The 21033-nt window shown below is 47.9% G+C and carries 20 protein-coding genes; 11 read left to right on the forward strand and 9 right to left on the reverse strand.

The window, feature by feature from the left end:
- Window positions 1–26: 26 nt before the first annotated feature.
- The 4 genes from T497_RS0109050 to T497_RS0109065 all read right to left on the reverse strand — a co-directional run bounded on the left by T497_RS0109050 (window position 27) and on the right by T497_RS0109065 (window position 3236).
- Window positions 27–983, reverse strand: a complete 957-nt coding sequence (locus tag T497_RS0109050) for a phosphotransferase enzyme family protein (RefSeq protein WP_028515332.1) — start codon at window positions 981–983, stop codon at window positions 27–29.
- Window positions 984–1056: 73 nt separating this feature from the next.
- Window positions 1057–1536: a hypothetical protein gene (locus tag T497_RS0109055; protein ID WP_028515333.1), complete on the reverse strand. Its 480-nt coding sequence runs from the start codon at window positions 1534–1536 to the stop codon at window positions 1057–1059.
- A gap of 53 nt (window positions 1537–1589) precedes the next feature.
- Window positions 1590–2948 (reverse strand): PFL family protein, encoded by a 1359-nt coding sequence (locus T497_RS0109060; protein ID WP_028515334.1) that lies wholly within the window; start codon window positions 2946–2948, stop codon window positions 1590–1592.
- Window positions 2949–2966: 18 nt separating this feature from the next.
- The gene (locus tag T497_RS0109065) at window positions 2967–3236 is read right to left on the reverse strand and encodes an ACT domain-containing protein (protein WP_028515335.1); all 270 of its coding nucleotides are present in this window, start codon (window positions 3234–3236) and stop codon (window positions 2967–2969) included.
- Window positions 3237–3668: 432 nt separating this feature from the next.
- Here T497_RS0109065 and T497_RS0109070 point away from each other — a divergent pair, with 432 nt between their 5' ends.
- The 10 genes from T497_RS0109070 to T497_RS0109115 all read left to right on the forward strand — a co-directional run bounded on the left by T497_RS0109070 (window position 3669) and on the right by T497_RS0109115 (window position 14514).
- Window positions 3669–4523 carry a histidinol-phosphatase HisJ family protein gene (locus T497_RS0109070; protein ID WP_028515336.1) on the forward strand — a complete coding sequence of 285 codons (855 nt, stop codon included), beginning with the start codon at window positions 3669–3671 and terminating at the stop codon, window positions 4521–4523.
- Window positions 4524–4537: 14 nt separating this feature from the next.
- Window positions 4538–5536, forward strand: coding sequence for a hypothetical protein (locus T497_RS0109075; protein WP_028515337.1), 999 nt, complete (start codon window positions 4538–4540; stop codon window positions 5534–5536).
- A 24-nt stretch (window positions 5537–5560) separates the two neighbouring features.
- Window positions 5561–6037, forward strand: a complete 477-nt coding sequence (locus T497_RS0109080; RefSeq protein ID WP_028515338.1) for an Lrp/AsnC family transcriptional regulator — start codon at window positions 5561–5563, stop codon at window positions 6035–6037.
- 2 nt (window positions 6038–6039) lie between these two features.
- Window positions 6040–7239, forward strand: a complete 1200-nt coding sequence (locus tag T497_RS0109085) for an aminotransferase class I/II-fold pyridoxal phosphate-dependent enzyme (RefSeq protein ID WP_196243034.1) — start codon at window positions 6040–6042, stop codon at window positions 7237–7239.
- A complete protein-coding gene (gene ispE, locus T497_RS0109090; protein ID WP_028515340.1) occupies window positions 7217–8077 on the forward strand; it encodes a 4-(cytidine 5'-diphospho)-2-C-methyl-D-erythritol kinase in 861 nt (286 codons plus the stop codon). The genes T497_RS0109085 and ispE overlap by 23 nt, the downstream gene beginning before the upstream one ends.
- 310 nt (window positions 8078–8387) lie before the next feature.
- Window positions 8388–8774, forward strand: a complete 387-nt coding sequence (locus T497_RS0109095) for a YegP family protein (protein ID WP_028515341.1) — start codon at window positions 8388–8390, stop codon at window positions 8772–8774.
- 442 nt (window positions 8775–9216) lie between these two features.
- Window positions 9217–10794, forward strand: a complete 1578-nt coding sequence (gene rny / locus T497_RS0109100; protein WP_028515342.1) for a ribonuclease Y — start codon at window positions 9217–9219, stop codon at window positions 10792–10794.
- A 171-nt stretch (window positions 10795–10965) separates the two neighbouring features.
- Complete coding sequence (locus tag T497_RS0109105) at window positions 10966–12681, forward strand: dockerin type I domain-containing protein (protein ID WP_028515343.1); 1716 nt, start codon at window positions 10966–10968, stop codon at window positions 12679–12681.
- A gap of 32 nt (window positions 12682–12713) precedes the next feature.
- Complete coding sequence (locus tag T497_RS0109110) at window positions 12714–14174, forward strand: O-antigen ligase family protein (protein WP_028515344.1); 1461 nt, start codon at window positions 12714–12716, stop codon at window positions 14172–14174.
- A 169-nt stretch (window positions 14175–14343) separates the two neighbouring features.
- Window positions 14344–14514, forward strand: a complete 171-nt coding sequence (locus T497_RS0109115) for a DUF362 domain-containing protein (RefSeq protein WP_028515345.1) — start codon at window positions 14344–14346, stop codon at window positions 14512–14514.
- Between the two features lie 57 nt (window positions 14515–14571).
- Here T497_RS0109115 and T497_RS0109120 read toward each other — a convergent pair whose 3' ends face one another.
- Entirely contained in the window at window positions 14572–14754 is a 183-nt protein-coding gene (locus tag T497_RS0109120; protein WP_028515346.1) for a DUF1540 domain-containing protein, read from the reverse strand.
- 202 nt (window positions 14755–14956) lie between these two features.
- Here T497_RS0109120 and T497_RS0109125 point away from each other — a divergent pair, with 202 nt between their 5' ends.
- Window positions 14957–16993, forward strand: a complete 2037-nt coding sequence (locus T497_RS0109125) for a DUF6583 family protein (protein WP_028515347.1) — start codon at window positions 14957–14959, stop codon at window positions 16991–16993.
- 152 nt (window positions 16994–17145) lie between these two features.
- On the opposite strand, the gene coaBC is transcribed toward T497_RS0109125, so the two are convergent.
- The 4 genes from coaBC to T497_RS16405 form a co-directional block, all read right to left on the reverse strand.
- Complete coding sequence (coaBC, locus tag T497_RS0109130) at window positions 17146–18339, reverse strand: bifunctional phosphopantothenoylcysteine decarboxylase/phosphopantothenate--cysteine ligase CoaBC (protein WP_028515348.1); 1194 nt, start codon at window positions 18337–18339, stop codon at window positions 17146–17148.
- Window positions 18340–18349: 10 nt separating this feature from the next.
- Window positions 18350–19330, reverse strand: a complete 981-nt coding sequence (locus T497_RS0109135; RefSeq protein ID WP_028515349.1) for a 2-hydroxyacid dehydrogenase — start codon at window positions 19328–19330, stop codon at window positions 18350–18352.
- Window positions 19331–19379: 49 nt separating this feature from the next.
- A complete protein-coding gene (locus T497_RS0109140) occupies window positions 19380–19898 on the reverse strand; it encodes a cysteine hydrolase family protein (protein WP_028515350.1) in 519 nt (172 codons plus the stop codon).
- Window positions 19899–20661: 763 nt separating this feature from the next.
- The gene (locus T497_RS16405) at window positions 20662–20943 is read right to left on the reverse strand and encodes a hypothetical protein (RefSeq protein WP_155266884.1); all 282 of its coding nucleotides are present in this window, start codon (window positions 20941–20943) and stop codon (window positions 20662–20664) included.
- Between the last annotated feature and the right edge of the window lie 90 nt (window positions 20944–21033).

Consider the following 21033-nt stretch of genomic DNA (forward strand, 5'->3'; position numbering starts at 1 on the left):
AAAAATAGCAATAAGGGGAGATATGCCTATTCAAAATACTCATATATTATTTCTTTTATTTCGGTTCCGTGGTAGCTGAACATATTCAGCTGCGCCAAAAGCTCCTCTGCACGGGCAAGGCAGTCGGCGGAGCTCTTTCCGCGGAAGTACTTGTTCCCGCGCTTCGAGTCGGCAAGATAACGCACTGCAAGCTCGCCTGTGAGCCACAAAATGCCGTAATACAGGGAGCTTATCTCCTGTGGGCTCAGAATGACGTCAAGCCCTTGTGAAAAGCCCTTTGTCATACTGCGGACCGAGCTGATATCGAAGTCTTTGCTGCGGCATACCGAGCGTACAAGGTCGCCGTAGTCTATGGCGGCATAGCCGTACATGACGGTGTCAAGGTCGATGATAGTGGGAGCTTCGCCGATTATGATGTTATCGGGCTTTGCGTCGCCGTGAATGACGCGCTTTTTCAGCGAGTCCGTGAACACCTGACCGAGCTTGTCGCGGAGACTGTCCAGTCTCCGCATTATTTCGGGCTCTGCGCCGCCCAGTGCGGCAAGTTCCGAGAAGTACCTGCCAAAATCGTGAAAGCCTGCAATTGCAGGCGTTTCATTCAGCTCAGTTCCGTCCATGATACGAATGAATCTTCCGAAATGCCGTCCCGCTGCCGCGGCATCAGCCGCGGCGTCTGCGGTCACCGCGATGTAGCTGTAGATACGCCATAATTCACCGTCGGTGACCGCATAGTTTTTATCGCCTGCGGCGATAAAATGCGGGACGGCAATATCCGAAGCTTCTGCAAAAGCCGCTTCGATGCGGCTGATGTTGTCCATAACTGCTTCGGGAGCGCGAAAAACAGAGCTGTTCAGGGATTGAAGCACATATTTTTTGCCGCCGCAGACCGCAAGAAAGGTTCGGTTTATGTGTCCTGCGTTTAGCTCGGAGAGCTTTTCGGCTTCGGAAAGACCGAAAAGGCAGGGGATTTTGCAGATATCCATAGTATCACCGTTCTTTCGCTGCGTAATTAAGAATTATGCATTAATAAAAAGGGCGTTTTATCCGCCCTTAAAGTCAAAGATATTTGTTTGGGACATTATATCCGAGGTCAGCGAGCTGCTGTGCATAGGCTCTGTCCATAAGCCTCTGCTCGGATTCTGCCTTTTTTCTGTCAAGGCTTTTCTGCTTTGCGCCTGATTTTACGCGGATAGCGTCAAATATACCGTAGCCTATCACCAGCAGGCTCATAACTGCCACGAATGCCAGCTTTTTGTAGTAATAGCCTTTGAAATGATAGGTAAGGAATGTGATACCGCCCGAAACAGCAAGGATAAACAAGCCCATTAGCGCTATTTTTATGCCTGTTGAAGCTTTAAGGTCGCCTGCCCACGGTTCTTCTATGGCAAGCTCTCTGTAGCGGCTGTCAAGATAGGGCTGACCGCAGCACTTGCAGGTGCGTATGGGAGAACCGTAATCTGTTGACGAAGCATTATAATTGCTTATTGGTTTTCCGCAGCTGGGACATTTTCCGCCGTTTGAATTGATATCCGTCATAAAATCTCACCTCGGTTTTATATTTTTCCGCATTATCTGCGGCGTTATACAGTTTAGTTTTTAAGGCTCTGCATAGGTGCGGGGATACGTCCGCCGCGGTTGATGAACTTGGCAGGGGACTTTTCTCTGATAGGCATAACAGGACCGCTGCCCAGAAGTCCGCCGAATTCGAGGGTGTCGCCCTCCTTCTTGCCGATAGCAGGGATAAGACGTACAGCTGTGGTCTTGGAGTTGACCATACCGATAGCAGCTTCGTCTGCGATGATAGCGGATATGGTCTCGGGAGCTATCTCGCCGGGAACTACTATCATATCAAGACCAACTGAGCATACAGCTGTCATGGCTTCAAGCTTTTCAAGGCTGAGAACGCCTGCAACTGCGGCGTCTATCATGCCTGCGTCTTCGGATACGGGGATAAATGCGCCCGAAAGTCCGCCGACTGTTGACGAAGCCATTACGCCGCCCTTCTTGACAGCGTCATTGAGCATTGCCAGACAAGCAGTTGTACCATGAGTTCCGCACATCTCAAGTCCCATTTCCTCAAGGATATGGGCAACGCTGTCGCCAATGGCAGGAGTAGGAGCAAGTGAAAGGTCAACGATACCGAAAGGCACGCCGAGGAGCTCCGAAGCTCTTGCGCCGACGAGCTGTCCCATACGGGTTATCTTGAATGCGGTCTTCTTGATTATGTCTGCAATTTCATTTATTGAAGCGTCAGGGTATTTTGTAAGAGCTGCGCGTACAACTCCCGGACCTGAAACGCCTACGTGTATCTCGCAGTCTGGCTCTCCTACGCCGTGGAAAGCGCCTGCCATAAACGGGTTATCCTCAACGGCGTTGCAGAATACCACCAGCTTTGCAGGTCCGATACAGTCGCGGTCTGCTGTCTTTATGGCAGCCTCCTTGACTATCTGTCCCATGAGCTTTACAGCGTCCATGTTGATACCTGACTTTGTAGAGCCGATATTTACTGATGAGCAGATGTTCTGAGTAGCGTCCAGAGCCTCGGGGATTGACTTGATGAGAGCCATATCTCCTGCGCTGAAGCCCTTATGTACCAGTGCGGAATATCCGCCGATGAAGTTTACTCCGCAGGTGTCGGCTGCTCTCTGGAGCGCCTTTGCGAATTTAACAGGGTTGCCGTCGGGGCAGGCAGCCGCAAGCATAGCTATTGGAGTTACCGATATACGCTTGTTTACTATCGGTATGCCGTACTCCTTTTCTATCTGCTGACCTATGGGGACGAGGTTTCCTGCCTTTGTGACTATCTTGTTGTAGACCTTTTCGCAGGCTTTGTCTATATCCGTGTCGATACAGTCAAGAAGCGAGATACCCATAGTTATGGTACGGATATCAAGGCACTCGTCCTGTATCATGCGGATAGTTTCAAGTATATTATATACGTTAAGCATTGAACGGACTTCCTTTCATCAGACGCTGTGCATTGAGTTGAAGATATCCTCGTGCATTGTGTGGATAGAGAGTCCGAGCTCAGTGCCGAGGGCTGTCATTCTGTCAACGAGCTCCGAGAAATCTCCCTTTATTGCTGAAATATCCACCAGCATTATCATAGCGAACATATCCTGAAGAACGCTCTGTGTTACCTCTATAACGTTTACGTTGTATTCAGCGCAGATACCGCTTACCTTGTGGAGAATTCCCACAGTATCCTTACCAATTACAGTTACAACTGCTCTCATAGTCAAAACCTCCGTTTTATTGTTATTCGGTCATTGCCGAATGATTGATATAATTATATCATAGATATACGGAAAAAGCAAGTGTCAATTAGTGAATAGTGGGGAGTTGTTAGTGATTAGTGAATAGTGATTAGTGTAGGGGCGGCGTTTCGCCGCCCGTGCCTGACGATGCGGTTTTATTCAAGGCTTTGTAGGGGCTGGTGTCCCCGACAGCCCGTTTGTTTACGCTGCAATTGCGGGACGCCGAGGACGTCGTCCCCTACAAATTTTAAAAAAGTATGGAAATTTTTTTCATTATATGCTATAAGCGCAGAGCCTGCGCACCCGTTTTCACGGCATAAAAATGATAATACGGGAATTTTTCTCCGCGAATCTTGATATTCAGAGGATTGTATGCTATAATATAAGAATATAACAAAAGGGGCTGAGACTATGAGACTTATGGACTGTCACACTCACACGCAGTTTTCCATGGATTCAGAGGCGGATATCGACCTCTGCGTCAAGCGAGCCGCGGAGCTTGGACTTGCGGCATACGCCATTACCGACCACTGCGAATGCAACGGCTGGTACGAAAAGGAGCACTATCCCGAGGAGACATGGGAGCTTCTTGATTACTACAATTACAGGGCTAATTTTGAGAGCTCCGTATCGGCGGTAACTGCGCTGAAAGAGAAGTGGGCAGGAAAGCTGAACCTTATCTGCGGCGTGGAGCTGGGACAGATACTCCACGATACCGACGCGGCTAAGACAGCGAACGCCGACAGCAGAGTGGATTTCATCATAGGCTCGGTACATCAGGTCATGGGCGAGAAGGATTTCTACTTCATCGAATACGATAAAATGACCATGGACGAGATATACGGACTGCTGGAGCGCTATTTCAAGGAGGTATACACCCTCAGCAAGACAGAGCTCTTTGACGTTGTTGGACATATCACCTACTGCCTGCGCTACATGAAGCAGAGACACGGCATAAACGCTGATATAAGCCGATATGACGACATTATCGCGGAGACCTTCCGCAATCTCGCTCAGAACGGCAAGGGCATAGAGATAAATACCTCGGGACTGAGACAGGGCTTCGGGGACTGCTTCCCGAATCTTAAATATACAAAGCTTTTCCGCGATATGGGCGGCGAGATAATAAGCTTCGGCTCGGATTCCCACACAGTTGAGGACATCGGAGCAAACATAGCCGACGGCATGAGGATAGCACGAGCCGCAGGCTTCACACGCGGAGCTTATTTTAAGAAAAGAAAGCCTTATTTCATAGATATTGAGTGACAGGAGGGGATAATATGCTGAAAAAGAGAGCTTTTGCCTTTATGGCGGCGCTTTTGATGACAGCGTCGGCGGCAGGCTGCGGAAAAAAAGAGCCTGCGGCTGAACAGAAAGCCGAGGTCACAACGGCAGCCAAGACTACCGAGCCCGCAACTACGGCGGCAGGGGAGAAAAAGTCCGATAAGGACGGCAAGGGCATAGACCTTACTATGGGTATGCTCAGCTATGTCAAAAAAAGCAGGAAGTCCTCGGCAAACGCCGCTGCTTCCACGCTTTACAAGGCGATAAACACTGTTCTCGTTGATAAGGGGCAGAAATTCGCCGATAATGTAATATATTCCCATACCGACGGCACCGACGAGCTTAACAAATATATGCATGATACCTATTATTCTCCCGAGGATGATATAGAGTATATCATGTCTGCGGACGATGACGGCTATCCGCTGTGGGTATTGTGCAGCAAAAACACCAAAAAGGACGATTATGTTGGTGTTTTCGGCAGTAACAGCCGAGCCGACGAGCTCAGGGAGATGAACTGGGCAGATGTCCTTAAAATATACGGCTATGAACAGGGTAAATACTCCGATATCAGGCTGGAAAAGGACGAATCTGCCTATAACACACAGCCTGCCCAAAAGAGCATAAGCTTCGGCGACGGCAGGACCATAAACTATCAGGAGCTTGACGACCTTGACCTTATGGCGCTGTCTATCGGCATGGAGTATGACTTCGGCACATCTCAGAAGCCTTTTTATCTGTACGGCGTTTTCGGCAAGGACGAGCCCTTTACCGCTGACGTGCCCTGGGAAATGCCCGAGCACGGCGATGTTGAGTTCATCATTGAAATGGAAGGAGTCCAGATAGGAAGGGTAATGTGCTGGGAGACAGGCACCGACAAGTCCCTTGTGGGCAGCTATAACCTCCACGGCGGGCGCTATTACCTGTCAGACAGCAGCTGGGACGAGATACTTGAATATTTCGGCTATACTCAGGGCGAATACGTTGAATACTAATATATAATGAAAGGAACTGATACTATGAAAGACATAATCAAAATATTACAGCAGAATGCACGTATCTCAAATGCGGCACTGGGCGAAATGCTTGGCATTTCAGCGGAAGAAGCCGCCGCAAAGATAGAAAAGCTGGAAAAGGACGGCGTTATCAAGGGCTACAGCGTTATCGTTGACGATGACCTTTACGACAAGTCCACAGTTTACGCTACTATCGAGCTGAAGGTAACTCCACAGCGCGACTGCGGCTTTGACGATATCGCAAAGACTATCATGATGTACGATGAAGTAGAGAGCGTAAGCCTTATGTCCTCGGGCGCCTATGACCTTGCAGTTGAGGTCAAGGGCAACGACCTCAAGGACGTTGCGTTCTTTGTATCCGAGAGACTTGCTACAATTGACGGTATTCTTTCTACATCGACTCACTTTATTCTCAAGAAATACAAGGAAAAAGGCATTTTCATCGACGGTGAAGAGCCTGATGAAAGGGGACTCGGCTGATCGTGATAGATTATGATAAAGTCCTTTCGGACAAGATCAAAAGCATAAAACCGTCGGGAATACGTAAATTCTTCGATATCGCAGGCACCATGGACGATGTTATCTCCCTTGGTGTCGGCGAGCCCGACTTCAATACTCCGTGGGCTATAAGAAAGGCTGCTATTCAGGTACTGGAGCGCAAGCACATCATCTACGGACCAAACAAGGGACTTGCTCCCCTGAGAGAAGCTATCTCACAGACTATCGAGAAAAAGCACGGCGTGAAGTATTCTCCCGACAAGGAGATAATCGTTACAGTAGGCGGCTCTGAGGCTATAGACCTTGCCCTCAGAGGAATTCTTGACAACGGCGACGAAGTCCTCGTTGTCGAGCCATGCTTCGTCTGTTATGCGCCCCTTGTGGAGCTGGCAGGGGGCGTGCCCATACCTGTGCAGACCAAGATAGAGAACAACTTCAAGCTAACTCTGGACGATTTCAAGGACAAGGTCACAGAGCGCACAAAGCTCCTGATACTGCCTTTCCCGAACAATCCTACGGGAGCTGTCATGACTAAGGAGGATCTGGAGCCTATCGCTGATTTCCTCCGCGATACCAATATAATGGTGCTTTCCGACGAGATATACTCGGAGCTCACCTACGGCAGAAAGCATTTCTCCATTATCGAGCTGGAGGGCATGAGAGAGCGTACTATCTACGTCAACGGCTTCTCAAAGGCTTATGCCATGACAGGCTGGAGACTGGGCTATGTTACTGCTCCCGAGCCTATAATCAGCCAGATATCCAAGATACACCAGTACGGTATCATGTGCAGTCCCTTTATCAGCCAGAATGCCGCTGTTGAGGCTCTTACCTCCTGCGACGCAGAGGTTGCCAAAATGGTGGACGAGTACAATATCCGCCGCCGCTATCTGGTAGGCGAGTTCAACCGACTGGGACTGACCTGCTTCAATCCCGAGGGCGCGTTCTATGTGTTCCCATGTATCAAGAGCACGGGACTTACCAGCGAGGAATTCTGCGAGAGACTGCTCTTTGAGGGCAAGGTAGCGGCTGTTCCGGGAAGTGCTTTCGGAGACAGCGGCGAGGGCTATATGCGTATATCCTACGCTTATTCCCTTAAACACCTTATGGAGGCTATCTCCCGTATCGAGAAGTTCCTGAAAAAACTGGAGGCTGAAAAGAATGAGGGTAAAAACTGCGGCTAAGATAAACCTTGCACTGGACGTCACGGGAAAGCTCCCCAACGGCTACCATGACCTTGAAAGCGTTTTTCAGACCGTGGGACTTTACGACGAGGTTGAGGTGGAGCTGATAAACAGCGGCATTGAGCTTAGCTGTGATGTTCCCGATGAGTTCGCAAGCTCCGATCCCATACCCTGCGATGAACGGAATATCGCCTATAAAGCCGCAAAGTTCTTCTTTGAGCAGAATGGCATGGACTGCGGCTGCCGTATACATATAAAAAAGGGTATCCCCTCGCAGGCAGGCATGGGCGGCGGCAGCACCGACGCTGCGGCTGTGCTGTACTGCCTCGGCAGAATGACAGGCAAGACCGTCAGCAATTCCGAAAAACTGGGAGCTGACGTGCCTTTCTTCCTTACGGGCGGAACTGCCTATGTGGAGGGCATCGGCGAGAAGATAACTCCAATTGCCGATTATTCGGGACGCATACTGGTCATCGCCAAGGGAAAAGAGGGCGTTTCTACTGCGGAGGCTTACCGGAATATCGACAGCCTGATCGCTCCTGCTCACCCTGAGACTCACAAGCTGGCAGAAGCCATAAATTCGGCTCCCGATACGGCTTACAAGTACTTCGGAAATTTATTTGAGCAGGCTGTGGAGCTCCCCGAGGTGGAGGACATAAAAAGCGATATGCTGAAATACTGCGCTCGCAGCGCTGTAATGACAGGCAGCGGCTCGGCTGTTTTCGGACTTTTTGAGGACACTGCACAGGCTGCCATGTGCGCTGAAAAGCTCAGGGAAAAGGGCTATTTTGCCTGCGTTTGCGAGACTGTGGCGGAGAGCTTTATTGTTATTGATTAAGCTGAGACGATTGAGTTTTGGCAGTAAACATTAAAATTGTCAAGCTTAATAAGCTATATGTTTAAACTATAAAAGCGGACGGGTACTGCCCGTCCGTTTGGCTTATTTTCCCTTTGTATCGTTATATCACGGGTGGAAATATCTGCTCTGCACTATAAACTCTGAGACTTCACAACAGAAAATTATTTGACGTTTTGATGAAAATTCACAAAAACTATTGACAAGTCAGCGGTATTCAGTTATAATTATGATATAAATCGAATATGTTACGGTTTAATTTATACTTTTGCTGAAAGGTGTTGAAAAAATCATGGGCAAATTTATCATCAAGGCTACTAAAACAGGCTTTACATTCAGCTTGAAGGCGGGCAATGGAGAGGTCATCGCTACGGGCGGAGAGGTATACAATACTCTCGCAAGCGTTAAGAACGGTATCGCAAGCGTTGCCAAGAACGCTCCCGAGGCTAATCTTGAGGACCAGACCGTCGAGGGCTTTCAGACAGTAAATAACCCTAAGTTCGAGATCTACAAGGACAAGTCCGGCGAATTCAGATTCCGCCTTAAAGCAAAGAACGGCGAAATTATCGCTGCCAGCGAGGGCTATGTCAAGAAAGACAGCTGCAAGAAGGGTATAGCAAGCGTCCGCAAGAACGCTGTTGACGCTCCTGTTATAGAGCCTGAGCCTGAAAAGAAATGATAAATAACGGACTGCCGCTTCGGCGGCAGTCTTTTTTGCTGTCATGCCAAAATTATGCATAATGCAATATGAATTATGGTTCGGGACACTAAAAAGTATTTTTCTTCACAAAAATCTATTGACAGAACGCCCAAAATATTATATAATAATTATGTTGTATTTATTTGCATAATATTACTATGGCAGTATATGCAGCTTTGTTTTAAATCATTATCCGATGCGGTGATAAATAAAGATATCTGCACGGTCTAAATATGATAACAGAACAAAATTTTGGACGGGGATATTACGTCCGTCTATCTTTTGCGGGCTTGAAAAACAGCTCTTCATCTATATATTTATAAATGAATAAAATAATGCGGCATTTACCGCCTTTAAGTAATAATTAAAACTATGATACAAACTTTTGATTATTTTTTACGAAAAGGAGGTAATGCACTGTATGGATCCAATCATCGCTATTGTCCTTATCATCGCTGCACTGGCAGCAGGCGTTGGAGTGGGTTATGCTCTGTTCTACAAAAAGGGCGTTGAGGCTGGTGTTGAAAAGCGCAAGCGCGACGCAGAAGCAATCGTAGGTTCTGCTGAACAGCAGGCAGAGCGTATCGTCGAGGATGCCGAAAAGGACGCTGACAATAAGAAGAAAAGCGCCCTCATCGAGGCAAAGGACGAAATACATAAGCTCCGCACCGAGGCGGATAAGGAGATCAAGGATCGCAGAGCAGAGCTGTCACGTCAGGAAAGACGTATGCAGCAGAAAGAAGAGAATTTAGACAAGAAAACTGATAATCTCGAAAAGAAGGAGGAGACTCTCAATCAGAAGATAAAGTCGGCTGACGAAAAACTCAAGGAAGCCGATTCTATCAAGAAGAGCCAGATGGATATTCTGGAGAGGATCTCTGAATTTACTAAGGATCAGGCTAAGGAGTACATCATTTCCAAGCTGGAGGACGACCTCGTTCACGAAAAGGCTGTCAAAGTCGCAGCCTACGAGCAGATCATCAAGGACGAATGTCAGGAGAAGGCAAGAAGCTATATCTCCCTTGCTATCGCCAAGGTTGCTGCGGATCAGGTCTCAGAGGCAGCTGTTTCAGTTGTTCCTCTCCCCAATGACGAAATGAAGGGACGTATCATCGGCCGTGAGGGACGAAACATCAGAACTCTCGAAACTCTTACAGGCGTCGATCTTATCATCGACGATACTCCCGAGGCTATTACTATTTCCTGCTTCGACCAGATCAGACGTGAGGTCGCAAGGATCGCCCTCGAAAAGCTTATTTCCGACGGACGTATCCACCCGACACGTATCGAGGAAATGGTCGAGAAGGCTCGCCGTGAGGTAGAGTACAAGATCAAGCAGGAGGGTGAACGCGCTGTCATCGAGACTAACGTTCACGGTCTTAACCACGAGCTTATCAAGCTTATCGGACGTCTTAAATTCCGTACAAGCTACAGACAGAACGTGCTGGATCACTCCATTGAGGTTGCCAAGCTCTGCGGAGTTCTCGCTTCAGAGCTGGGCGTTGACGCCAATATGGCAAGACGTGCAGGTCTTCTTCACGATATCGGTAAGGCTCTTACTTCCGAGATCGAGGGCTCACACGTTCAGATCGGTGTTGATGTTTGTAAAAAATACAACGAAAATCCTGTTATTATACACGCTGTCGAAGCTCACCACAACGACGTTGAGCCGAAAACAGTCATTGCCTGCATAGTTCAGGCAGCCGACGCTATCTCCGCTGCAAGACCTGCCGCAAGAAGCGAAAACTACGAAAGCTACATCAAGCGTCTCCAGAAGCTTGAAGAGATCTGCACCTCCTATGACGGTGTTGAAAAATGCTTTGCTGTACAGGCAGGACGTGAAGTCAGGATCATGGTCACACCTGAGGTCATCAATGATGAGAAAATGGTTCTCGTCGCAAGACAGATCGCTCAGCAGATCGAGTCTGAGATGGACTATCCGGGACAGATCAAGGTCAATCTCATTCGTGAGAGCAGAGTTACTGACTACGCAAAATAACGCACTCTGCTGCGGTACGCTTTTACCGCAGAACGTTGGCTGTCGGGCATATTATGCTCGACAGCCGCTTTTTATTTCACTGTGGAGACATGAGAAAGAATTATTTCCCGTGTTTCCAGAATGAAATGAGGTTTAAAAGAGGAAAGAATAAGTACAGAGGGAGGTATTGATATGAAAAAAACAAAAATATGGGGATTACTTACATCTGCTGCGGCTGCGGCAGTACTGGCACTGGCAGCTGCTCCGTGGTCGGCTTCCGCCGCATGGGAGCAGATCGACAGCATGGGTGACCTGAACGGTGATAAACAGGTCAACGTGGCTGATCTGGTAACGCTGTGCAAGCACCTGCACGGTGCTCAGCCGCTGGGAGACAAGAGCGTCTGTACGCTCAGCAGCGGAAAGTATGCAATAAAGACTGCCCCCGAAAAGGTAATAACGGTCAGCGGCGGAACTTCGGTGCAGAAGGCTGACCTCAACAGGGACGGGACAGTCGATATATTCGACCTTGTGGAAATGAGAAAGCAGCTGATATCTTCGGATAAGTACGGCGAGATATTCTTCTGGCATGATGAGACCACCACAACGACCACTAAGCTCACCACGACAACTACAACGACGGTACAGACCACTACCACGACCACTACTGCTCCGCCTAAGAGGGAATTTATCTCTGCGCCTATCTATGATATGTACGGAACCCTGCCTTCACAGGGCAAGGCGAATATGATAATCTTCTACGTTGATTTCCCTGACTGCAAGTTCAAATATGAGCCGACTATGGAAAGGGTAGAGGAGATTGCCTTTGGCCCCGAGGATTCAAGCTCGCCGCTGTACCCCTATGAGAGCTGTGCGGCGTTCTATTCGAGAGCCTCAAAGGGCACCATGAAGCTTCAGGGCAAGGCTTACAGATACACCTGCAAGAAGAATATTGCGTCCTACCATAATGATATATTCAAGAAGGACTTTACCACCGAGGTAATAAAGAGTATGGACAGCACCGTGGATTATTCTCAGTTTGACGCCGACCATGACGGCATAGTGGACGCTATCCTCTTCTGTGTTCCCGGTACGTCAGACGAGAAGGAATGGTGGCCCTGCGCAGGCGAATACGGCGGAGACTACTGGCTCAAGCTGGACGGCATGGCTATTGGACACGTTATCACGGGCAATGCGGATATAGTTTCGGATACGGACTATTCAAACTTTACCTCCACATATCTCCATGAAATGGGACACTGTATGGGACTTCCCGATTATTACCTGTATGTAGATGAAGGTGAGGACTTTGAGGGACTTCACGGCTCGGCAGGCTATGACCTTATGGACGAGGCACATTCCGATTTCAGCGCCATATCCAAGCTTATGCTGGGCTGGTACAGAGAGGATCAGATACAGGTCTACGACAGCTCAAAGGGTACACAGACCTTTACTCTCACAAACGGTCAGAGCGACGAGGGCAACTGCCTGATAATACCGAGGGGTACGCTGAACAGCGAATACAAGTCGGAATACTTCATTCTCGAATACACCACTCTTGACCAGAACAATAGCGACGTCAAGCGGAATTTCTGGTGGAGACCTACGGGCAGCGGCGTAAGGCTGCTCCATGTAGAGGCTACCGAATATAACGACGGCTGGTACAATGTGTTCAAGTACGAGAGCGGAAAGGACGAGTATACCAATTACGGCAAGGGCAGACGCTTTGTAAGGCTTGTCAATGACGGCGACAAGGATAATCTGCTCAAGACCGGCGATACGGTAAATAACAGCGTCAGCGGCTTCGCGTGGTATGACAGCAGCGGAGGACAGACCGTTGATCCTAAGCTCGTTATCACTGTAGGCGAGAAAAACGGCGACAGCTATACAGTTACCGTTTCACGCAAATAACTCTGCACGGCAGCAGGAAGGAATTTTTTAGCATGGCAAAAACTATTTTCAAAACCACAGAAAAATCAAACTTTATACTCAACATGACAGAGGAGCAGTATTCAAAGCTGGCTTCACGGGGACTCATAGCGGCAATGCTGGCAGTACCGCTGTTCACCATTATTCCCGAGGTGACCGACAAGGCGACATATGCCTTTTCGGCAGGCGGTCTTGCTGTAGGCGGCGTAATATGCATGATACTTGCGCTTATCGCTCTTATGAAGAAGTATATCGGCAAGGGCGCAGTAATACCTGTATGTGCTATGGGCGCACTTGTGGGCTGGGGCGTTATATCCCTTATAAACGGCTATGACCTCAACATTTCCCTCTACGGATATCCCAACAGAGGTGAAGGACTTCTTGCTTTGATGTTCTACTTCGGATTCTTTACAACGGCTGCGGCAATAAAACGTGAAAAGGCAATAGAAACTCTTATAAACGGCATTGTCGGAGTGGGACTGCTCAACAGCGCAGTATCCCTGATACAGATATTCGGCATAAACAAGAATTATCAGTTTACTTCTGTCGACGATGAAGCCATGGTTGCTTCGGGACTTTCAATGTCTCCCATATTCCTTGCAATGGTGCTGACGCTTGCTCTTTCGGCTGCTTTGATAGGCTTTGTAACATCTGAAAACAAAAAGCGCAGGATAATCTTTATCTGTGCGGCGATGCTTTTCTCATTCGTTATGATGTTCACATATACTGTTATAGGTATCTGCGGACTTGTATTCTCGCTGATCGCGGCAGTTATCGCTGTGTTTGCACTTAAAGCTCCCAAGGTTCGCCTTGTATCCGTTATAGCTTCAGGAGCAGGAGCAGGAATGGCAGTGATACTGGTATGCATGGGCGTTATAGGAAATATCACGGGATACAGGACATACGACGGCAGAATAGCATGGTGGGCTGATGCTTATATGAGAGTTTCGGCTTCGGGCAACTTTAATTCAAGCGTTATCAATATTGACGATCCCGTAGACGTCTATACCTACATGAACGAAAAGACCATGAATATCATCGGCAAGAACCCTCTTACAGGTACAGGTCCTGAGCAGCTTGCATTTCCGCAGATTTACAAGGTAGACGGCCTGACCGAGATAGAAGATATCGTGACTGCAAATGATGGTATCTTCGATAAGACTTATAACGAGTATCTCTATACTGCGGCTACAAGAGGAATCCCCTCGCTTGCTGCACTGGCACTGGCGCTTATACCTGCGCTTATTATGGGCTATAAGGCTTTCCGCAGAAGAAAGAACGCCGAGGCGTTCACGGCATTTGTCCTCACGCTTGGCGGTGTACTGATGTTCTTCATAAGCTGCAGCAGTATCGCTTATGCGCCTGTATTCTGGGCAGCAGCAGGAACAGCCTGCGCTTATGTGGAAACCGAAAAGGAAAAGAAGTCTGCCGAGAAGCTCACTAAGAAAAACACAAAGGCAAATAAAAAGGCATGACTATAAAGCTCTGAGAGTCTGACTCTCAGAGCTTTTTTGCAGATATACAGCGATTTATGTCATATTAGTAAGCAATTGCTAACAAAAAACTATTGATTTTTCACGCAGATATGGTACAATAAAAACACGGGGAGCAGAAGCTCCGCGAATAACACGGAGGTGTATGTAAATGGCATATATTATTTCTGACGATTGCGTAATGTGTGGTGCTTGTGCAGGTGAGTGTCCTGTAGGCGCTATCTCTGAAGGCGACGGAAAATACGTTATCGACGCAGACGCTTGCGTAGAGTGCGGTGCTTGTGCAGGTGTATGTCCTGTAGGCGCTCCTAACGCTCAGTAATCACGATAAGAAATGATAAGCAGTTCCATTGACGGAACTGCTTATTTTTTTGCCTGCTTATTCGCAGCAGCCTGAGCGGACTACAAATGAGTTGCAGTCTGTACATTCGGGGACAGTAGGATTGTCCTCGTGTGTACCTACTGAAATGCAGTCGAGAGAGCAGTAGTTCTCGGATACGAGATTGTGACGGCACTGAGATACGTCGCACTTGATACTCTTGTTCTTTTTCTGTTCGTCCATGGTTACATCTCCATTTCACATTTTTAACTCCGATCGGGAGCATATCTATTATTAACAGTTTTTTCTGTAATATTCATATCAGAATTATTACAGCATGAAAACAAAATGGCTGATATATTGACTTTTGCGTAAGTTTGTGATAAGATTATCATATGAGGCTATAAGGCTTCTTAATGACATGATTTCACAGGAGGGGATCAGTATGTTTGAAAATGATCACAACGAAAACGGCATGGAAAACACACAGTTCGACAGCCAGCCCGTAAATGACGAGCTCAGCGTATCAGGCGTTGACAACGTTACAAAAAAGGGCAAGGGCAGAAAGGCTGCTCTGATAGGGGGAATATCAGCAGCTGTTGTCGTAGGCGGTTCAGCAACTGCATATGCAGCTTCTGATACTGTCAAGAATCAGGTAAAGCTCAGACTGAGCAGCCCTGAGAAGTATTATGCATGGGTTACCGAGAACAACTCAAAGAACCTCGGTCAGATACTCAGCGAGAATTACAAGAAGAGCATTGATAATATGGAAAAGGGCACGGAGGCTAAGTTCAAGCTCTCCTTCGAGCCTACTCAGAATGCCAAGGATATGCTCATTGATGAGGTATTCGGCGGCAAATCAAACGAAGAGACAAAGCAGTTTGAGGATATCATCAAGAATAACGATTCTATCGGTATCGCAGTTGACTGTTCTTCAAAGAAGGGCAAGACTGAGGGCAGCTTCGGTCTTGAGCTCAGCGACAAGCGTGTAGTCGGAATTGATGCAGCTATAGACGCTGACGCTATGGACTACTTTGTTCGTATCCCCGAGCTCAAGGAGCAGTGGATAGGCGTTTCTCTGGGCGAGACTATGGATGAGCTCATGAGCGACGAGGAGGCTAATGCTGTTCTTCAGACATATAAGGACATCATGAATGATCCTGCTTCATTCCTCTCACCTGAGGAGCTGGAGACAGAGGTGAACAGATATGCAGGCGTATGGGCAAATTTTGCAGACGAAGTCAAGCTCGAAAAGAAGGAGTCCGTTGATATCTGCGATATCACAGTGAACTATACGGTAGCTACTGTTGAGCTCACAGAAATGGATACCTGCAAGCTGGGCGTTGAATTCCTCAAGGAGCTCAAGGACGACGATATCATAAGAGACATCGTTGTTGACAAGATCAAGGTCGTTGACGATAAGGACGAGTATAAGAAGTCTATCAACGACGCTCTCGACGAGCTTAAGGAACAGCTCGAAGAGGACGATTTCGATGAAGATACTGTATTCACTATTGATACATATATTGATCCTACAGGTACTATCCGCGGCTTTGGCTTTGAGGCTGAGGAGGAAAAGCTCACAATGGTGCTCGGCAAGGACGGCAATGACGTAAGAGGCGAGATGAAGTTCGTTTCTGACGGCGAGGAGGAGTTCTCTGTAAAGCTCACAGCTGAGGAAGAGGGCAAGGACAAGTATTCAGGCGATGTTACTATCGAATATCCTAAAACCTCATATGACTACGATGAGGACGAAGGAAAAATGCGTTCAAATACTGAAACACAGAAGGCTGTTATCAAGTTCGACGAGTTTGAGGTAGTTGACAAGGAAAAAGGCTACTTCAACGGCGATTTCGTTATAAATATCCCCGATGTTGATCCTATCGATCTTTCGTTCAGCTCTGACGGCAAGCAGCAGGAAGTAAGCTATGAGCTCCGCTTTGACGGCACAGACTACGGCAAGCTCAAGTTCGCTTATTCTGTAGACTACGGCACAAGCGTTGACGTTCCCGGCAAGGACAGCGCTTTCATGGTAGACGTTAAGGACGCTGACAACTTCAAGCTTGAGGAATACGCTACACAGGACGAGTTCAACAAGTTTGCGAAGGGCATTATGACTCAGGTAGGCATCGACGACAAGACAGCCGATGAGCTTGCTAAATATGCTACAGAGGAGCTCTATGACGCAGCAGACAGCGGTCTCGATATCGACGACGATGATTTCGACTGGGACGATGACGAATTTGACTTTGATGACGAAGACAGAGAAGAGAAGAAGACAACATCATCTGCTTTCGACGACGATGACGATGATTACAGCTTCAACTTCGAGTTTGATCCAAGCCAGTTCAAGTATGAGGACTACAAGGACTTCATGACAGAAGAGGAGTTCAACGAGTTCGTTGAAGAAATGAAGAAGTACTACGACGAGTATTCCTCAACAGCAGGCAGCAGTGCCACAACTACAAAGAAGGCTTCATAATTGAGTCTGTAAATGCAAAAATCAAGACCTCCGTTTATCGGAGGTCTTTTTGTATACTGTGTAGGGGGCAGATATTATCCGCCAGTGCAGATGTTCTGTAAGCGATGTACGATTATGCATTGAAAAAGGACGCCGTCAGGCGTCCTTAGTGTTTATTTTGAAAGTGCTTTCAGCTTTGTGAGTATGACGTTTGCGGCGTCGAATTTGCTCATAAGCTCCATTTCCTCGGTGTCGTCCTTGGTTATCATGGTAATGATATTGGTATCCGTACCGAAGCCCGAGCCTGCTGTTCTCAGCGAGTTTGCACATATCATATCGCAGTTTTTCTTGGTGAGCTTTGCACGGGAGTTCTCGATAACGTTGTCGGTCTCCATGGAGAAGCCGCAGACGACCTGTCCCTCGCGGCGGTTCTCGCCGATATATTTGAGGATATCTGTAGTGCGCTTCAGCGGTATGCTCATATCGCCGTCGGACTTCTTTATCTTGCTGTCCGCAGTAGTCACGGGAGTATAATCCGCAACGGCAGCCGCCTTTATTACGATATCTGTGCTGTCAAGGCGCTCCTTTACGGCATTGAACATATCCTCGGCGGACTTTACGGGAACTACATTGACGAACATAGGCGGCTCAACGTCTGTGTGTGCCGCAACAACGGTAACATCGGCTCCGCGGAGCATTGCTGCTCTTGCAATGGCAAAGCCCATTTTGCCGCTGGAATGATTTGAGATGAAACGTACAGGATCAATGCTTTCACGGGTAGCGCCTGCGGTAACGAGTACACGCTTTCCTGCAAGGTCTTTCTCAAATGCAGCCTCGCGGACTATGTACTCCAGCAGAGTTTCCTCGTCGGGGAGCTTTCCGTCGCCGATATCGCGGTTTGCGAGCATTCCGCGGACGGGCTCGACTATCTCGTAGCCGAACTTTTTCAGCTTCTCTATATTGTCCTGAACTATAGGATTATGGAACATATTGTGGTTCATGGCAGGTGCGATTATCTTCTTGCAGGTACAAGCCATGACGGTAGTTGTCAGCATATCGTCTGCTATCCCGTTTGCTATCTTGCCGATAACGTTTGCGGAGGCAGGAGCTATCATAACAACGTCAGCCTTTTTGGCAATGGAAACGTGCTCCACGCTGTACTCGAAATTGCGGTCAAAGGTGTCGATAAGGCACTTGTGCTGAGTTAAGGTCTCAAAGGTGAGAGGGTGAACGAAGTTCAGCGAATTGGGCGTCATTGCAACGTGTACATCAGCGCCCAGCTTTGTGAGCATACGGGCTAAGTTGCATATCTTGTATACTGCGATAGAGCCTGTGACTCCCAGTAAAACTGTTTTTCCTGTAAGCATTCTTTTCACCTCATATATGGAGCTCATTGGGGCATTCTTCGCCCTTTAAGCAGGCGAGAATGTTGCTGACCGTAGTCTCTGCGATGTTGTGGAGAGCTTCTTCCGTAAGGAAAGCCTGATGTGAAGTAACGATGACGTTAGGCATGGAAATGAGCCTTGCAAGGGTATCGTCGGCGATGATATGTCCCGAGAAATCCTGAAAGAACACGTCAGCCTCCTCCTCGTATACGTCAAGGCAGGCAGCTCCTATCTTACGTGCCTTTATGCCCTCAAGGAGAGCCTCTGCGTCGATGAGAGCTCCTCTTGAAGTATTGACGATGACCACACCTTTTTTCAGCTTGTCAATGGACTTGCTGTCTATCATATGGTAGGTCTCCTCAGTGAGAGGGCAGTGGAAAGAGATTATGTCGCTGCGGCTGAAAAGCTCGTCAAGCTCCACATAGTCTATATCGCTGTCCTTTGCAGGGAACTTGTCATAGGCAATAACGTTCATGCCGAAGCCGCGGCAGATATTGATGAAGATACGTCCTATCTTACCTGTACCTACAACGCCCACAGTCTTGCCGTGGAGGTCGAAGCCTGTGAGACCGTTCAGCGAGAAGTTATGGTCTCTTGTGCGGATAAACGCCTTGTGGACGCGGCGGATAGATGTCAGCAGGAGCGCCATTGCGTGTTCGGCGACTGCGTAAGGTGAGTAAGCAGGAACGCTGACTACCTTTATCTTGTCCTTTGCGTATTTGATATCGACGTTGTTGTAGCCTGCACATCGGAGCGCAAGAACCTTTACGCCCAGCTCGCAGAGCCTGTCGATGACTGCCGCGTTGACTGTATCGTTTACGAAAACGCAGACTGCGTCACAGCCCTTAGCGAGAGCAACTGTATCCTCGTTGAGCTTGGTCTCGTAGAACTTGAACTTGATATTGTTCTCCTTGCCCAGCTTCTCAAAGGACGGCATATCGTACTGTTTTGTATCAAAAAATGCTGCCTTCATGGAAAATCACCCCTCATTCTGAAGTTAAGTATTTGGTTTTTATGCGGATTTATACTATTTCTGCGAAAACGCCTGCCAGTGAGGCGATATAAGTCTTCTGGACTGTCTCGGCAGGAATTACCTCGCCGTTTATCTCGATGTCCTTGGTAGCGCAGGCGTCGGCGACCAAAGCCACCTCGTAGCCGTGGTCCATAGCTGCGCGGACGGTGGTGTCAACGCACATATGAGTCATAATGCCGCAGACGATGAGCTTTTCAACGCCGAGACTGCGCAGGCAGTCGTTGAGCTCTGTTCCGAGGAAGCTGTTGGGGCAGTACTTGTTGATGACGATGTCGCTTGGGAGCGGCTTGATGCGCTCTGATATTTCGCAGCCATATGTGCCCTCGTTGAAGAAGTCCTCGGTGTCCGGGTTGATGTGCTTGACGTAAATTATCGGACGATTGATTGAGCGGCTCTCTTCTATGAGCTTGATTATTTTTGCCTCTGCCTTCTGCGGCTCGTGGAGCTGGCAGGCTCCGCCCTCGAAGTAGTCGTTCTGGACGTCGATGATGAGTAAAGCTTCTTTCATATTCATATCTCCCTAATGCTGTGGTAAATGCCGATGAAACGGTGATTACGGGTGCCTTATATGTTTTGACAAAACCCGTAAAATAACTTTAAAGATAGTATAACATATTGGGGCGGCTGTGTCAATTGTCCGTGCTATGGTCATTATAACGAAATATCACGCCATTTGAGCACAAAAAATGTGAGAGAAATGGTCTGCAAAGCGTTATGGCAAATTTATGCGATAATGCTGATGAAAAGCAGCTCAGAAAAGGCGTAAAACAGGGGAGTGTAACAAGTGGTCTAATATGCGATAAATATACCGCCTGTAAATAATGAATTTTGCCGAATCTTGTGTGCCTGCAAGCTCGAAATAACGCAGAATAGCGAAATTTGTTAAAATGCATAAAGCAGGCATAATAATTATAGCAAATTTAACTATTGACTTTTAATACGTATTGTAGTAAAATATGATTATAGAAAACAGAAAGATAAAAGCCCCCTAATATGGTATTTTGAATACCGAGTGAAGACTTACAGTAACAGAAGCGGCGGATTCGGAGCCATGATTGTAAGTGTTCAAAAGAAGTTATTGAGAGCTTCACCCCTTTATCAGAGACGCGAAACCTGCCTTTACAAGAGAAAAGCGCAGAAAATCATGCACTATGATGACAATTGCGCTATTTCTTGCAAGGGCAGGTTTCGTGCTGTCATACAGCCGCAAAAATGGCGGAGCCGCCGGCGTTACACCGACGACTCCGCCTTATCCTATGGAATGAACAACATCAATAGCAGCTGAAATCGGGGATTTCATCGTCTGACATATCGCAGAAGATGTTGTCATACTTTTCGTATTCCAATTCAAGCTCGTTTTCGTCGACAGGTCTTTCGATGCCCATAAGGTCTCTTCTTGCGCCCTCGGAAATATCCATGGGAGCACACTGTCCGAGAAGGATTTTTCTTACAGACTCAAAAAACAGCTTGTCGATGTCCGAGAATTCGTCCCAGGCAAGCGCTTCGTCGCAGTACCTGAGCATATTCATCGTACTCATTCTGGTGTTCAACATAGTGATCCCTCCTTGACCTTTATTAATTCCCCTTTTTATATTTATCTCGGAATATTTACTGAGCCGGACGCGGCAGAGTCCTTTCCGATA

The organism is Ruminococcus flavefaciens MA2007, assembly GCF_000621845.1.
Lineage (GTDB): Bacteria > Bacillota > Clostridia > Oscillospirales > Ruminococcaceae > Ruminococcus > Ruminococcus flavefaciens_E.